At 60.3% G+C, this 14015-nt stretch carries 15 protein-coding genes and 1 pseudogene; 8 read left to right on the top strand and 8 right to left on the bottom strand.

From position 1 onward, the window contains the following. The first annotated feature begins 167 nt into the window (after positions 1-167). Positions 168-1148 carry a zeta toxin family protein gene (locus ACI5GA_RS23870; protein ID WP_421424522.1) on the top strand — a complete coding sequence of 327 codons (981 nt, stop codon included), beginning with the start codon at positions 168-170 and terminating at the stop codon, positions 1146-1148. Here the strand turns inward: ACI5GA_RS23870 and pdxB are convergent. Beyond that, positions 1145-2287: a 4-phosphoerythronate dehydrogenase PdxB gene (gene pdxB / locus ACI5GA_RS23865; protein ID WP_421424520.1), complete on the bottom strand. Its 1143-nt coding sequence runs from the start codon at positions 2285-2287 to the stop codon at positions 1145-1147. The genes ACI5GA_RS23870 and pdxB overlap by 4 nt on opposite strands. 78 nt (positions 2288-2365) lie before the next feature. Then, positions 2366-2620, bottom strand: coding sequence for a sulfurtransferase TusA (gene tusA / locus ACI5GA_RS23860; RefSeq protein ID WP_404639904.1), 255 nt, complete (start codon positions 2618-2620; stop codon positions 2366-2368). A gap of 346 nt (positions 2621-2966) precedes the next feature. Between tusA and ACI5GA_RS23855 the strand changes: the two genes are divergently transcribed. From ACI5GA_RS23855 to ACI5GA_RS23830, 6 genes are read left to right on the top strand one after another with little or no spacing between them, the layout of a single operon-like run. Next, positions 2967-5906, top strand: a complete 2940-nt coding sequence (locus ACI5GA_RS23855; RefSeq protein ID WP_421424519.1) for a monovalent cation/H+ antiporter subunit A — start codon at positions 2967-2969, stop codon at positions 5904-5906. Then, positions 5906-6250, top strand: coding sequence for a Na+/H+ antiporter subunit C (locus ACI5GA_RS23850; protein WP_108237088.1), 345 nt, complete (start codon positions 5906-5908; stop codon positions 6248-6250). Before ACI5GA_RS23855 ends, ACI5GA_RS23850 begins: the two co-directional genes overlap by 1 nt. Continuing rightward, complete coding sequence (locus tag ACI5GA_RS23845; RefSeq protein ID WP_421424518.1) at positions 6247-7917, top strand: monovalent cation/H+ antiporter subunit D; 1671 nt, start codon at positions 6247-6249, stop codon at positions 7915-7917. The genes ACI5GA_RS23850 and ACI5GA_RS23845 overlap by 4 nt, the downstream gene beginning before the upstream one ends. Continuing rightward, complete coding sequence (locus ACI5GA_RS23840) at positions 7914-8402, top strand: Na+/H+ antiporter subunit E (RefSeq protein ID WP_404639896.1); 489 nt, start codon at positions 7914-7916, stop codon at positions 8400-8402. The genes ACI5GA_RS23845 and ACI5GA_RS23840 overlap by 4 nt, the downstream gene beginning before the upstream one ends. Next, positions 8399-8677, top strand: coding sequence for a K+/H+ antiporter subunit F (locus tag ACI5GA_RS23835; protein ID WP_404639894.1), 279 nt, complete (start codon positions 8399-8401; stop codon positions 8675-8677). The genes ACI5GA_RS23840 and ACI5GA_RS23835 overlap by 4 nt, the downstream gene beginning before the upstream one ends. Further along, complete coding sequence (locus tag ACI5GA_RS23830; protein WP_404639892.1) at positions 8674-9042, top strand: Na+/H+ antiporter subunit G; 369 nt, start codon at positions 8674-8676, stop codon at positions 9040-9042. The genes ACI5GA_RS23835 and ACI5GA_RS23830 overlap by 4 nt, the downstream gene beginning before the upstream one ends. 48 nt (positions 9043-9090) lie before the next feature. On the opposite strand, the gene ACI5GA_RS23825 is transcribed toward ACI5GA_RS23830, so the two are convergent. The 6 genes and pseudogenes from ACI5GA_RS23825 to ACI5GA_RS23800 all read right to left on the bottom strand — a co-directional run bounded on the left by ACI5GA_RS23825 (position 9091) and on the right by ACI5GA_RS23800 (position 12706). Further along, positions 9091-9714 carry a glutathione S-transferase family protein gene (locus tag ACI5GA_RS23825; protein ID WP_421424517.1) on the bottom strand — a complete coding sequence of 208 codons (624 nt, stop codon included), beginning with the start codon at positions 9712-9714 and terminating at the stop codon, positions 9091-9093. A 43-nt stretch (positions 9715-9757) separates the two neighbouring features. After that, positions 9758-10129, bottom strand: coding sequence for a response regulator transcription factor (locus tag ACI5GA_RS23820; protein WP_404639888.1), 372 nt, complete (start codon positions 10127-10129; stop codon positions 9758-9760). Between the two features lie 3 nt (positions 10130-10132). Next, complete coding sequence (locus ACI5GA_RS23815; protein WP_421424516.1) at positions 10133-10549, bottom strand: helix-turn-helix domain-containing protein; 417 nt, start codon at positions 10547-10549, stop codon at positions 10133-10135. 16 nt (positions 10550-10565) lie between these two features. Continuing rightward, positions 10566-11207, bottom strand: coding sequence for a response regulator transcription factor (locus ACI5GA_RS23810; protein WP_404639884.1), 642 nt, complete (start codon positions 11205-11207; stop codon positions 10566-10568). A gap of 209 nt (positions 11208-11416) precedes the next feature. Next, positions 11417-11536 (bottom strand): annotated as a pseudogene (locus ACI5GA_RS23805) (SDR family NAD(P)-dependent oxidoreductase); the annotation flags it as partial. 216 nt (positions 11537-11752) lie between these two features. Then, a complete protein-coding gene (locus ACI5GA_RS23800; protein ID WP_421424515.1) occupies positions 11753-12706 on the bottom strand; it encodes a GlxA family transcriptional regulator in 954 nt (317 codons plus the stop codon). Positions 12707-13098: 392 nt separating this feature from the next. Between ACI5GA_RS23800 and ACI5GA_RS23795 the strand changes: the two genes are divergently transcribed. After that, positions 13099-13953, top strand: a complete 855-nt coding sequence (locus ACI5GA_RS23795; protein WP_421424514.1) for an alpha/beta fold hydrolase — start codon at positions 13099-13101, stop codon at positions 13951-13953. The last annotated feature ends 62 nt before the right edge of the window (positions 13954-14015 follow it).

Here is a 14015-nt window from a genome sequence, read left to right as displayed (position 1 = left end):
CCGGCCCGCGCGCCGGGTTTTTTATGCGTATCCGTTTGTCTATCTTCGTCGCCCTACCACTTGTGATGAAACGTCCTACCCAGACTGAATTGACCCAAACAGCGACCTTCGATTACGTGCCTTTCTGTTCAACCTGAACCTGTTTACTCATCAAGGAAGGCATTCGCATGACACAAACAACACTCTATAGCTACACAACCGACGACGTTAACAAGGCCTACAGCCTGATCGCCCCCACTATTTTCGACTCAGTTTCCGAGCCGAACGCTAAAACGCAGCCCTCAATGCTGATCGTTGCCGGTGTTCAGGGCTCAGGTAAAACCTACCTGCTGGAAAACACCCTGCTGAAAACCAACCGCTATCAAAACTTCATCAGGCCTTACTTGCTCGAATACCGCGAATATCATCCGCAGTATCAGGAGATGATTGAATACGGCGTGTTGCACGCCTATGAGCATACCGAAAAGTTCATCTGGGAGTTGGGGCAAAAAATCTTTCAAGACGCGTTCGAAAAGAACTACAACATCATTATCGAAACCGCTCTGGACAGTATCGATTTTGCGCAACTGCCTACCTACGCGGCCAGCAAGGGGTACGTCTTTGACGTTCACCTGATCGGTTGCAAACGTGAGTTCGCTCACGTCTCTACCATCGAGCGAGCGCTGAAAAGCATCGACGACAAGACCCTGGAACGTTTCGTGATGCTGTCGAACATTGACGAGAGCATGGCCAATGCACAATCGATCCTCACCGCCTTTGAAAATGCCTGCGCGGCCTCGGTCGGTTCGACCATCACGATGTACGAACGCGGATTCGGGACGCTGCGCAATCGTCGCGTGGTCTGTCAGAGCCGATGCACCAAGCCCGACGACCTGACACCGGAAGCGATCGTCGACGACAGTGGCGCCACCCTCAACCCGGAGGATCACAACATGCGCATCGTACGTAACCCAGAAGCGAACAAGCCCTGTTCGTTCAACAACTACGCCAAACTCGTCAACACTCCAATCGTGTCCCTTGAAGAGCGCGGCGAAACCCTGAAGGCCTCGCACATTGCGTTGGCCAAGGCAGAGCGCAGCATCGAGCCTGTGCCCTATCAGGTGTTCAACGACCTGTATGCGTACGTGGTGAAATACGTGTTCCGTTAAACCGTAACGGCGCCCAGAGCCTTGACGATCCGCTGCAAGACGTCCGAGTGACCGACGATGCCGACCTTCAGACCTTCGATTTCCCGGCGCGGTGGATAGTGCTTGCGCAAGGCGTCGAAGGCCAGGCGCTGACTCGCGCTGTCGCCCACCAGGCTGCGGCGGAATTCCGCATCATCCCGGCGCGGATCATAAACCCCTCGGCAGAGCATGTTCAGCGCCCAGACCGGATCGGTCGCAGCATCGAGCGAGACCTGCGCCAGCCATTGTCGGGGCAGCAGGTCTTCGAGCTGGATCACCGGAGGCTGGCCAAGGTGCGTACAAAGGGCCTGATAGATCTGCGCCGTACCGCGTTGCCGACCATCCAGGCTGTAACCGGCGATGTGCGGGGTGCCAATGACACACAGGTCGGCCAGCTCAACGTCGACCTTGGGCTCCTCTTCCCAGACATCCAGCACCGCTTGCAGGTCTTCGCGTTCGAGCAACACGTCGCGCAGCGCGATGTTGTCCACAATCGGGCCGCGGGCGGCGTTGATCAGCCATGCGCCGTGCTTGAGCTGTTGGAGACGCGTGCGATCAAACAGATGCCAAGTCGGTAGGTCGCCACTTTTGTTCAACGGGGTGTGCAGGCTGATCACGTCGCAACGGGCGATAATTTCGTCGAGGCTGACGTAGTCGCCTCCCTGCGCTGCCTGCCGTGGCGGGTCACAGACCAGTACGTTCCAGCCCAACCCCTGCAACACCTTGATCAAACGGCCGCCCACCTGGCCTGCGCCCACGACACCATAGGTACGTTGATTGAGGTCCACTCCTTCGATTTCGGCGAGGGTCAGCAGACTGCCGAGTACGTAATCCACCACGCCGCGGGCGTTGCAGCCCGGTGCGCTGGACCATTGAATGCCCGCTTCGTTGAAATAATCGAGGTCCAGATGGTCAGTGCCGATGGTGCAGGTGCCGACGAAGCGGACTGAGGAGCCTTCCAGCAACTCACGGTTAACCTTGGTCACCGAGCGCACCAGCAGAATGTCGGCATCGGCCACGGCGGCGCGGTCGAGGGTGCGCCCTGGATAACGGCGGATTTCGCCAAAACCGGAGAAAAAGGCGTCGAGCAGTGGAATGTTTTCGTCAGCAACTATGCGCATGGTGGGCTCCCTGAGGTCGCGGCAGTGTAGGCGCTGACGCGCGCGGGGGCCAGCACCGTGCCGGGGAGCGGAGGAATATCAGGCGAGTTTCTTACGGATCCAGTACAGGTACACGCCATCGGCGGCCTGTTTATCGACCAGTTCATGATCCAGAAACACGCAGAATTTGGGGATGTCGCGCTGGGTCGAGGGATCGGTGGCGATGACCTTCAGCAGCCCGCCTGCGGGGAGGTCGCGCACTTTCTGGTGCAGCATCATCACCGGTTCAGGGCAATTGAGGCCCGTTGCGTCGAGAACGGCGTCAACGGCAAGGCTTTCGAGGGAATCAGACATGGGGCACTCCGGAAACTGGCGGGCATTGTCGCTTAAATGGGCGAGTGCGCCAACCGTTGGTAGTCTGGCGGAGCGGGTGCAGACACCACAAAACTCTGTCGTCCTTGAAACCGCTGCCGCCTGCAAGCCGGACTGCTGCAGGGTAAGGGCAAGAACCGTAACCTGATGGGAGCGAATTGCCACCCACGGCGCGCCAACGGCCTAAATTGCCATCAACCATCCCCACTCTGTGCGGTCAACTACGCTGCTGCCTACTCTCTTTGTAGGATTCTGCGACATCTTGGTGGTTGGTGATGAACACCCCGGCCCGTATGATCCTAGACATTTTTGCGCAGATTAGAAGCCTATGTCCCTGATAGTTCTACTGCTTCTGCCTTTTGTTGGCAGCTGTCTGGCGGCGCTTTTGCCGCACAACGCTCGCAACAGCGAATCCCTTCTGGCTGGCCTGATCGCCCTGATCGGCGTGATTCAGGTGGCACTCTGGTACCCGCAAATCGCCCACGGCGGCGTGATGCGTGAAGAATTTTTCTGGCTGCCCAGCCTGGGCCTGAACGTCGTGTTACGCCTCGACGGCTTCGCCTGGCTGTTCTCGATGCTGGTGTTGGGCATCGGCACGCTGGTCTCGCTCTACGCCCGTTATTACATGTCGCCCGAAGACCCCGTCCCCCGATTCTTTTCGTTCTTTCTGGCATTCATGGGCGCGATGCTGGGCCTGGTGATGTCCGGCAACCTGATTCAGATCGTGTTTTTCTGGGAATTGACCAGCGTCTTTTCTTTCTTGTTGATCGGCTATTGGCACCACCGCGCCGACGCCCGACGCGGCGCCTACATGGCGCTGATGGTCACAGGCGCGGGCGGTCTGGCGCTGCTGGTGGGAGTCATGCTGCTCGGGCATGTGGTCGGCAGTTACGACCTGGATCGTGTGCTGGCATCCGGCAACGTGATTCGTGCCCACGCCCTGTACCCGGTTTTGCTGACGCTGATCCTCCTTGGCGCCCTCAGCAAAAGCGCACAATTTCCTTTCCATTTCTGGCTGCCCCACGCCATGGCCGCGCCGACGCCGGTGTCGGCGTATCTGCATTCGGCGACCATGGTCAAGGCCGGGGTGTTTCTGCTGGCGCGGCTGTGGCCCGCACTGTCGGGCAGTGAGCAGTGGTTCTGGATCGTCAGCGGCGCAGGGGCCTGCACCTTGGTGATCGGCGCGTATTCGGCGATTTTCCAGACCGACCTAAAGGGCCTGCTCGCCTACTCCACCATCAGCCATCTGGGTTTGATCACCCTGTTGCTCGGCCTGAACAGCCCTCTCGCAGCGGTCGCCGCGGTGTTCCACATTCTCAACCACGCCACCTTCAAGGCCTCGCTGTTCATGGCCGCCGGGATCATCGACCACGAAAGCGGCACGCGGGACATCCGCAAGCTCAGCGGCCTGATCAAACTCATGCCCTACACCGCGACCCTGGCCATGGTCGCCAGCGCTGCGATGGCCGGGGTGCCGCTGCTCAACGGCTTTCTGTCCAAGGAAATGTTCTTCGCCGAAACCGTGTTCATCTCCTCCACCGCGTGGGTCGAGGCGGCGTTGCCGGTGATCGCGACCATTGCCGGGACCTTCAGCGTCGCCTATTCCCTGCGCTTCACGGTGGACGTATTCTTCGGCCCCAAGGCCACTGACCTGCCTCACACGCCTCACGAGCCGCCACGTTGGATGCGGGTGCCGGTTGAATTGCTGGTGCTGACCTGCCTGATCGTCGGGATTTTACCGGCGCTGTCGGTCGGCCCGCTGCTGTCCGCTGCCGCACAACCTGTCGTCGGCGGCGAGCTGCCCGAATACAGCCTGGCCATCTGGCACGGCTGGAATGCGCCGATGATCATGAGCCTGATCGCCATGGGCGCGGGTATCCTGCTTTACCTGTTGCTGCGCCCTCACTTCAAGCGTGCCCGCTTCAAAGGTCCGCCGCTGATCTGGCGCCTGAATGGCAAGCGCCTGTTCGAGCGAGTGCTAGTGCTCAAGCTGCTCGCGGCACGCGGTCTTGAAAACCTGCTGACAACCCGACGCCTGCAAGCCCAGTTATTCCTGATGGTGTTCGTGTCGGTGATCGCAGGCTTCGTGCCGATGTACGACGGTGGCCTGACCTGGGGCGATCGCCCGAAAATTCCGGGGTCGGGTGTGTTCGTCATGCTGTGGTTGATCGCCATCGCCTGCGCCCTTGGTGCGGCATGGCAGGCCAAGTACCACCGACTGGCAGCCGTGACCATGGTCGGCGTCTGCGGCTTGATGACGTGCGTGACGTTCGTCTGGTTCTCCGCGCCGGATCTGGCCTTGACCCAACTGGCCGTCGAAGTGGTGACCACGGTGTTGATCCTGCTCGGCCTGCGCTGGCTGCCACGACGCAACGAGAACGTCGCCCCACCGCCTCGTTCGCGCAATCGTGCTCGCGCCCGTCGGGTGCGCGACTTCGTATTGTCAGTGGCAGTGGGCGGCGGCATGGCGCTGCTGTCCTACGCCATGCTGACTCGCCCTACGCCAAACGTGATTTCCGAGTTCTACCTCAGCCGCGCGCTGTCTCAGGGCGGCGGAACCAACGCGGTCAACGTGATGCTGGTGGATTTCCGCGGCTTCGACACCTTTGGTGAAATCACCGTATTGGCGGTGGTCGCACTGACGGTCTTCGCGCTGTTACGTCGCTTCCGGCCGCCGAAAGAAAGCATCCTGCTGCCCGCGCAACAGCGTTTGCTGGCGCGGGATGTGGTCACCGATCTGGTCAACCCCCGTAACGCCAAAGACACCGCGCTGGGCTTCATGATGGTGCCCGCCGTGCTGGTGCGCCTGCTGTTGCCAGTGGCGTTCGTGGTCTCGATGTACCTGTTCATGCGCGGCCATAACCAACCGGGCGGCGGTTTCGTCGCGGGACTTGTGATGTCGGTGGCGTTCATTCTTCAGTACATGGTGGCAGGCACCCAGTGGGTCGAAGCTCATATGAGCTTGCGCCCGCTGCGCTGGATGGGCACCGGCCTGTTCTTCGCGCTGGCCACGGGGCTTAGCTCGATGGCGCTGGGTTATCCGTTCATGACCACTCACACTGCCCATCTTCACCTGCCGCTGTTCGGGGATTTCCACGTGGCCAGTGCGCTGTTCTTCGACATTGGCGTGTACGCCGTGGTGGTCGGCTCGACGCTGTTGATCCTGACCGCGCTGGCTCACCAATCCGTGCGCAGCCATCGCCCGACGTCGTTACCACAGCCGATTGATCCGGCACTCGCCCCCACCCCCTCACAAGGAATTCAGTGATGGAAGAAGTCATCGCGATTGCCATCGGCGTGCTCGCCGCCTCCGGTGTCTGGCTGATCCTGCGCCCTCGGACTTTTCAGGTAGTCATGGGCCTGTGCCTGCTGTCCTACGGCGTGAACCTGTTCATCTTCAGCATGGGCAGCCTGTTCATCGGCAAGGAGCCGATCATCAAGGACGGCGTGCCTCAAGACCTGCTCAATTACACCGACCCGCTGCCCCAGGCCCTGGTGCTCACGGCCATCGTTATCAGCTTCGCCATGACCGCGCTGTTTCTGGTGGTCCTGCTGGCGTCTCGCGGTTTGACCGGCAACGACCACGTCGACGGCCGGGAGGGCAGTGAATGAGTCTGATGAACCAACTGATCATCGCACCGATCCTGCTGCCCACCCTGACCGCCGCGTTGATGCTGTGGCTGGGCGAAAAACACAGGCCGCTGAAGGCGCGGATCAACCTGTTGTCCACCGCGCTCGGCCTGGCCATTTCCATCACCCTGATGATGTGGGTGCAGACAACCGGCACGACCGGCTCCATCGGCGTGTATTTGCCGGGCAACTGGGAAGCGCCGTTCGGCATCGTGCTGGTGGTCGATCACTTGTCTGCGTTGATGCTGGTGCTGACCGGCATCGTCGCCTTCTGCGCGTTGCTCTTCGCGCTGGCCCGTTGGGACCGGGCAGGTGCGAGCTTTCATGCACTGTTCCAGATTCAGCTCATGGGCCTGTACGGCGCGTTTCTGACAGCCGACCTGTTCAACCTGTTCGTGTTCTTCGAGGTCCTGCTTGCTGCCTCCTACGGCCTGATGCTTCACGGGTCGGGCCGTGCGCGGGTGTCGGCAGGGCTGCATTACATCACCATCAACCTGCTGGCCTCATCGTTGTTTCTGATTGGTGCGGCGCTGATTTACGGGGTGACCGGCACCCTGAACCTGGCCGATCTAGCGATCAAAATTCCACAAGTCTCCGAGGCAGATCTGGGCCTTTTGCACGCAGGCGCGGCCATTCTGGCGGTGGCCTTTCTGGCCAAGGCCGGGATGTGGCCGCTGAACTTCTGGCTGGTGCCTGCTTACTCGGCGGCCAGTGCGCCGGTGGCGGCGCTGTTTGCCTTGATGACCAAAGTCGGCGCCTACACCCTGCTGCGCCTGTGGACACTGCTGTTTTCAGGGCAAGCCGGGGCGTCGGCATTCTTCGGTGGCGACTGGCTGATCTGGGGCGGGATGGCGACACTGGCCGTGGCCGCGATCTCCATCGTGGCGGCCCAGCGGCTGGAGCGCATGGCCAGCCTGAGTATTTTGGTGTCGGCGGGTATTCTTCTGTCAGCCATCGGCTTCGGCCAGCCGAGCCTCACTGCTGGTGCGCTGTTTTATCTGGTGAGTTCAACGTTGGCGCTGGCGGCCTTGTTCCTGTTGGCCGAACTGATCGAGCGCTCACGTTCGGCCAACGAAATCCCGCTGGAAGACGACGCCGATCAACTGCCCAAGGCGCTTGAATCTCTGCACCCGGTGCCGGGCACCAACCTGGATGACGAACAGAAAGCAGTGGTCGGTCAGGTGATCCCCTGGACCATGGCCTTTCTGGGTTTGAGTTTCATCGTGTGCGCGCTGCTGATCATCGGCATGCCACCGCTCTCGGGCTTTCTCGCCAAGCTGACGCTGATCAGCGCCCTGCTCAATCCGCTGGGGCTGGACGTGGCCAAAGATGAAGCGATCAGGGCCGACAGTTGGACGCTGGTCACGTTGTTGATCGTTTCGGGGCTGGCCTCGCTGTTCGCCTTTGTGCGCGTCGGCGTCAAACGTTTCTGGACCGCCCAGGATCGCCCGTCCCCGGCTCTGCGCATGTATGAATGCGTCCCTATCGCCCTGCTGCTCGCGACCTGCATCGTCCTGACGTTCAAAGCAGAAGGATTGTTGCGCTACACCCAGGACACCGCTCAAGCGCTGCATGACCCACAGCAATACGTGCTGTCGGTGATGGCGGCCAAACCCGTGCCGTCACCCGATATGGAGGTGCAGCCATGAAGCGCCTGTTTCCTGCGCCGCTCTTGTCGCTGTCGCTTTGGGCGCTGTGGTTATTGCTCAACCTTTCCGTAAGCGCGGGCAACCTGCTGTTAGGCGCGTTACTGGCGTTTCTCGCGCCGATCCTGTTTGCGCCGTTGCGCCCGCAACCGGCACGCATTCGCAAACCGGGTGTGGCGATCAAACTGTTCTTTCTGGTCGGGCGGGACGTGCTGGTCTCCAACCTGCAAGTAGCCTGGGGCGTGTTGCGCGCCGGGCAAAAACCACCCCGTTCGGCGTTCGTCAAAATCCCGCTGGACCTGCATGACGCCCATGGTCTGGCCGCGCTTTCGATGGTGTGTACGGTGGTGCCCGGCACGGTTTGGTCGGAGCTGGCACTGGACCGCAGTGTGCTGCTGATGCACGTGTTCGACCTGGATGATGAAGCGCGCTTCATCGAGCACTTCAAGCGCACTTACGAACGCCCGTTGATGGAGATCTTCCAATGAGTCCGCTGCTCAACGTTGCGATCCTGCTCAGCCTGTCGCTGTTTACTCTGGCGATGGTGCTGACCCTGATCCGCCTGTTCAAAGGCCCGTCCGCCCAGGACCGGGTGCTGGCGCTGGACTACCTGTACCTGCTGGCCATGCTGATGATGCTGGTGCTGGGGATCCGTTATGCCAGTGACACCTATTTCGAAGCGGCACTGCTGATCGCCCTGTTCGGCTTCGTTGGCTCGTTCGCCTTGGCCAAATTCCTGCTGCGTGGCGAGGTGATCGAATGAATACGCTGGTGGTGTTGCCGATGTGGGCACAGGGGCTCACAGCCGTGTTGCTGGTCGCCAGCAGCGTGTTTGCCTTGATCGGGGCGTTGGGGCTGTTGCGCATGAAAGAGTTTTTTCAGCGCATGCACCCACCGGCGCTGGCCTCGACCATCGGCGCCTGGTGCGTGGCGCTGGCCTCGATCATCTACTTCTCGGCGCTGAAAGAAGGGCCGATTCTGCATGCATGGCTGATCCCGATTCTGCTGGCGATCACCGTGCCGGTGACCACCTTGCTGCTGGCTCGAACCGGGTTGTTTCGCAAGCGCATGGCGGGGGATGCAGATGTGCCGCCGGAGGTGTCGGAGGGGCAACATGAGGGGCGATGAGACTCGCCGATTTCAGTAGGACCAGCGAGGACAAAAACGGCCAGGGCGCTAAGGGATACCGTTGCGCCCATGCTCACGAAACCCGACACGCTGATTCAGGCGGTCGTAGTAGTCGTGAACAGCAGGTAGAGGGGGATGCGCAAGCGGCGTCTCGAACCAACGGTTCACGGACAAACCAATGGGGATATCGGCCAGCGAAAAATGCTCGCCTGCCACATAGGCGCCGGTCGATGCCAGTTGCGTGTCCAGTACGTTCATATAGCGCGCCCACTCCGCGCAACTGGCGGCAAGCATCTGCAAATCCTGATGCAAGGGCGACTGCCGCACCAACGCCATGAACGCATAGCTCCAGGACTTGTTCAGGTCCGAAGCCTGCCAGTCGATCCATTGATCGACCCGCGCCCGCGCCTGCGGATCGACCGGGTACAAACCCGCCTCACCGTAGCGTGACGCCAGGTAGCGGAGGATGGTGTTGGATTCCCACAAGGTGAAATCGCCGTCCTGAATCACCGGTACCATCGCGTTGGGGTTCAGCGCCAGAAACTCGGGCACATGAGTAGGCTGAAAACCCGATCCCCAGTCTTCACGCTGGAACGGCAGGCCGATTTCAGTGCAGGCCCACAGCACTTTTCGCACGTTGATTGAAGAGGCTTTGCCCAGTATCCGAAGCATGTCCGCGTCCTTGCCTGAAGAAAGCGGACAGTTTAATGAGGCTTCAGCCCTTCGTCACGGCACGCTCGATCCACTCGATGATGATGTGCGCGTCATAGGGCTTGCCCAGAAAGCACAGCGCCCCCGCGGCCATCGCACGTGCGCGCGCCGGCTCTCGGGGATACGCGGTGATGAAGATGATCGGCATCGACCGCCCTTCGCTCGCCAGTGCACGCTGTAACGCCAGACCGTCCATGCCCGGCATCTGCACGTCACAAATCAGGCAATCGACCGTTTCAACATCGAACGTTGCAAGAAACGCTTCGGCACTGGCAAACAGACGAGGCTCATGGCCAAGCGAACGCACCAGACTGGCAAGGGCCATCCGGCAGGATTGGTCATCATCGACGATGGCGATACGAGGCACGCGGTCCACGCACTAGGCCTCGGGCGTGCAGGCGTTTGATTGCCAGGACTTTGGGCTGGTGCCGTTCAGTTTCCTGAAGACCCGAGTGAAGTACGACTGATCCGAAAACCCGCACTCGTGGGCCACCTGACAAATGGGTAATTTGCGTTGACGTAGCAGCGCTTCCGCCCGGCGAATCTGCTCCCTACGAAACCAGTCGTGCGGGGCCATGCCGGTGGCGTTTTTGAATGCACGGGAAAAGTGGCTTCTGGAAATCGCACATTCCTTGGCGATCCACTCGATCGAGCAGCCTTGGGCCATGAGACGAATCATCAGGTCCTTGGCCTTTTTCACGCGCCATGGCGCCAGCGACTCTTGTGGCCGTTTGAATGGACCATCGTCGCAGGCGTCGGTGATGACGTTGAGATCAAGGGCTGGCAGTGCAGACATGGGCCTTCTCTCTGCCCTACGGCAGTTGCAGTTGATGACTTGCCCGTACCACATCGGCCACGGTGCTGGCGTGCAATTTGCGCATCATGTTGGCGCGGTGCAGCTTTACCGTGATCTCGCTGACCTCCAGTTGGCTGGCGATCTGCTTGTTCAAAAAGCCGTTGGCCACACCGCCCATGACTTGCCGTTCTCGGGGCGTCAGGCAATCGAATCGCTTGCGCAACACATCGACCGCCCGCTGTTGTTCCAGGTACTCGGCGTACCCTGTCAACGCACTCGCGACCGCGTCGATCAACGCCTGTGAGCGAAAGGGTTTGGTGAGGAAATCCGTCGCGCCCGCTTTCATCGCGCGCACCGACATGGGAATGTCGCCATGACCGGTGATGAAGATGATGGGCAGTCGACTGCCCGAATCCGTCAGGCGCTGTTGCAGGTCGAACCCGCTGCAACCCTGCAACCGGACATCCAGAATCAGGCACCCTGCCCGTTTCGCCAGCGGGTGCGAGAACAGTTCATCCGGGTCACCCAGGGCAACGACGCGATAGCCGACCGACCTGAGCAGGCTCGCGAGCGCCTCCCTGAGCACCGGATCGTCGTCCACGACGAACACGACCGAATCGCTCATGCGGGTCGTGATCGCCAGGGTCATGTTGTGCATGTCAACCTCCTGTCTCATCACTGCCGTTCGAGCTTTACCGGGCGTCGAACGGCCAGCGCTCACATTGCTGGATCAGCCCACCGGAATCGGGTTGTCGACCAACGACTGGTTGAAACCATGAACCTGCGCATGCGCTTGAGAGCGGAGTTGTCGCGCAGCGCCTGAATGGCGGCGACCGTCACTTCCGGTGCGTCGGTGGCAAGACCCGCCGCCTTTCTGCGGCCCGCGATAATGACTTTATTGCCCAACTTATGGAACGCTTCCGCCAGGCCACGGCCAATGCCTGATGTGCCGCCTGTGATAAAAATAGTGTTATCGGTCAGTTGCATGGCCATCTGTCCTGTTGTCATAAGTTCGGGAATTCGAAAGTGCGCCACTTGACCTGGAGACAGTGCATTAACGGTATGCGACGAACTGTGTACTTGAGCGGACAACGGGTCAACTCATACTTAAGGTTAGGGTATGAACAACTAGCCTCCCCATTCATGACGACCGAACGATAAAAAAGAGCTGTTTTTCAAGACAGATAAAGGGCCTGTTTCCGGTTAATCCGTGTCCCCTTCCCTGGCTTCGCGCCTGAGCGATTGCGGCGAGACACCCAGCTTGCGAACGAACACCTCGCGCAGATGACGACGGTCGCGAAACCCGGTCTCGCGGGCGATGATTTCCAGCGAATGCTGACCGCGCTGGATCATGTTCCGCGCGGTTTCCAACCGAAGCTGCTCCACGGCCTTGGCCGGTGACAGGCCGGTTTCCGACAGAAAGACCCGGCGGAACTGCCGCTCGCTGAGGTGGACGATCCGCGCCAGAACTTCCGCGCTCAAGTCATCGCTCAGGTGCGCCCGGGCATAGTCCAGTGCCACCTGAACGCGGTCGGATTTGGGTGCGATATTGAGCATTTCAGAATGCTGGGATTGCCCGCCAGAGCGTCGGTGGTACATGACGAGCACCTTGGCGACGCGGTTGGCGACCCCATGGCCCAGGTCTTTTTCGACCATGCCAAGCGCCAGGTCCATTGCCGCCGACAGCCCGGCAGACGTCCAGATGGCACCATCATTGATGAAGATCGAATCCGGTTCGACGAATGTGCCCGGAAAACGGTCCTTGAGAACGCTTGCATAGGCCCAGTGGGTGGTGACTTTCTTGCCTTCGAGCAGACCGGCTTGCGCCAGCACGAAGGCTCCCGTGCACATGCCGCCCACCCGCTGCGCCTGACCTGCCGCCCGCTTGAGAAAATCCAGTTCCTCGGCGGTGCTGACATGGCCGATCGGATCAACGATGCCGGACACCATCCACGTATCCGCCCGGGATTCGGACGTCACTGGCTGCGTATTCACCGACGCCCCGATGGAGGAGGTGACCACGCCCCCGCCCAGCGAATAATTGGTGACCTGATAGACCTGCTCCCTGGCGACGACGTTGGCGAATTCGAACACCGACTGGGTGCCCAACGCCATGACCTGAAATCCATCGGTCAGGAAATAGCCGATTCTGTGCATGCTCGCTCCGTCTGGCGCCATGTCCGAAAACATGACCGTAAATGTCGTTTCAATTCGCGTCAACGCACGGCACGATGCGAATAAGGAAGTGACAGCTCATCGGGGGATGATCGGGGTCGCATCCTATAATGAATTTCATCGTGAATCGACAGTTGTTCAGCCATTCACTTATTCATTGACACTGTATGAAATGTGCAGCGCCCCATAGCGCGCAACTGTAAAAGTTCTATAAAAAAACCCATTACAGAACTTAGGCAATACGCACCAGAATCCTATTAATCCTGTTCATTCGCTCGTACTAATAAAAACCGCAAGATCATCAAGGGACAGCAATAACATTCCGTTCTGCCCCTCGGTTTCTTAATAGGCTTGATCACGAAGAGCAAATGACTATGGCTGAGCAATCCGTAAGTTTTCATGCCCCTGTGCGTTACGTGGAAATCGGTGGCCGAACACTCGCCTATCGAACGTTTGGGCACGGCATTCCTCTCGTATTGTGTGTGCGGTTTCGTGGAACGATGGACGCGTGGGATCCGGTGTTTCTCGACAGCCTGGTGCAGCAGGGTTTCGAGGTCACCGTTTTCGACTACAGCGGTCTGGGCCGCTCCACCGGCGAGAAGACCTACAACCCCGCCTCGCTTGCGAAGGACACCCTTGAGCTGATCACCGCCCTGAAATTGGGTCGGGTGGTCATTGGCGGCTGGTCGATCGGCGGCGTGGCCGCGCAAATCGTGCTCGCTCAGGCGCCGCAGTCGGTGAGCCATCTGGTGTTGATCGCGACCACGCCGCCGGGCGTGCTGGTCAAGACCGGCGAGCCGCTGTTCTACGAGCTGGCTCGCCGTGAAAACGACTTCGACGATTTCGTCAGTCTGTTTTTCGAACCGTCCTCCGCGGCCAGCCGCAGCGCGGCCGAACGCGCCTGGGAACGACTCGCGGTCAAGCGCGACGATGCCAGCCCCGAGGTGCCCCACGAATGGGCCGGGGCGCAGTTGGGGGACGGACCGAAAAACCCGGTGTTCCCGGCGGACGCCGTGTTGCAGGTCTTGAAAACCACGACCGTGCCGGTGCTGCACTTGGGCGCAGACCACGACATCGTCTTTCCGGTAGAGAACTGGTACGCGTTGAGCGGCCAGTTGCCGACGCTGCACACCGTGACCTTTCCAGCTGCAGGCCACGGGCCTCAATTGCAGTTTCCCCGAACCGCTGCCCGACACATCGCGGCGTTCGTGAATGCCGACAACGACTGACACCCGATCAACCGGGCCACGTATCCCACCGCTGGCCCGCTGAGTTTTTCACGGCAACGGAG

Source organism: Pseudomonas sp. Pseu.R1 (assembly GCF_045764065.1).
Classification (GTDB): Bacteria; Pseudomonadota; Gammaproteobacteria; order Pseudomonadales; family Pseudomonadaceae; genus Aquipseudomonas.
The sequence above is the reverse complement of the archived record's forward strand: the minus strand, read 5'-3'. Positions and strand labels throughout refer to the sequence as shown.

Excerpts from the sequence above, each read along its gene's own strand:
- ACI5GA_RS23870 (WP_421424522.1), top strand. The coding sequence starts at position 168 with ATGACACAAACAACACTCTATAGCTACACAACCGACGACGTTAACAAG.
- pdxB (WP_421424520.1), bottom strand. The coding sequence starts at position 2,287 with ATGCGCATAGTTGCTGACGAAAACATTCCACTGCTCGACGCCTTTTTC.
- tusA (WP_404639904.1), bottom strand. The coding sequence starts at position 2,620 with ATGTCTGATTCCCTCGAAAGCCTTGCCGTTGACGCCGTTCTCGACGCA.
- ACI5GA_RS23855 (WP_421424519.1), top strand. The coding sequence starts at position 2,967 with ATGTCCCTGATAGTTCTACTGCTTCTGCCTTTTGTTGGCAGCTGTCTG.
- ACI5GA_RS23850 (WP_108237088.1), top strand. The coding sequence starts at position 5,906 with ATGGAAGAAGTCATCGCGATTGCCATCGGCGTGCTCGCCGCCTCCGGT.
- ACI5GA_RS23845 (WP_421424518.1), top strand. The coding sequence starts at position 6,247 with ATGAGTCTGATGAACCAACTGATCATCGCACCGATCCTGCTGCCCACC.
- ACI5GA_RS23840 (WP_404639896.1), top strand. The coding sequence starts at position 7,914 with ATGAAGCGCCTGTTTCCTGCGCCGCTCTTGTCGCTGTCGCTTTGGGCG.
- ACI5GA_RS23835 (WP_404639894.1), top strand. The coding sequence starts at position 8,399 with ATGAGTCCGCTGCTCAACGTTGCGATCCTGCTCAGCCTGTCGCTGTTT.
- ACI5GA_RS23830 (WP_404639892.1), top strand. The coding sequence starts at position 8,674 with ATGAATACGCTGGTGGTGTTGCCGATGTGGGCACAGGGGCTCACAGCC.
- ACI5GA_RS23825 (WP_421424517.1), bottom strand. The coding sequence starts at position 9,714 with ATGCTTCGGATACTGGGCAAAGCCTCTTCAATCAACGTGCGAAAAGTG.
- ACI5GA_RS23815 (WP_421424516.1), bottom strand. The coding sequence starts at position 10,549 with ATGTCTGCACTGCCAGCCCTTGATCTCAACGTCATCACCGACGCCTGC.
- ACI5GA_RS23810 (WP_404639884.1), bottom strand. The coding sequence starts at position 11,207 with ATGCACAACATGACCCTGGCGATCACGACCCGCATGAGCGATTCGGTC.
- ACI5GA_RS23800 (WP_421424515.1), bottom strand. The coding sequence starts at position 12,706 with ATGCACAGAATCGGCTATTTCCTGACCGATGGATTTCAGGTCATGGCG.
- ACI5GA_RS23795 (WP_421424514.1), top strand. The coding sequence starts at position 13,099 with ATGGCTGAGCAATCCGTAAGTTTTCATGCCCCTGTGCGTTACGTGGAA.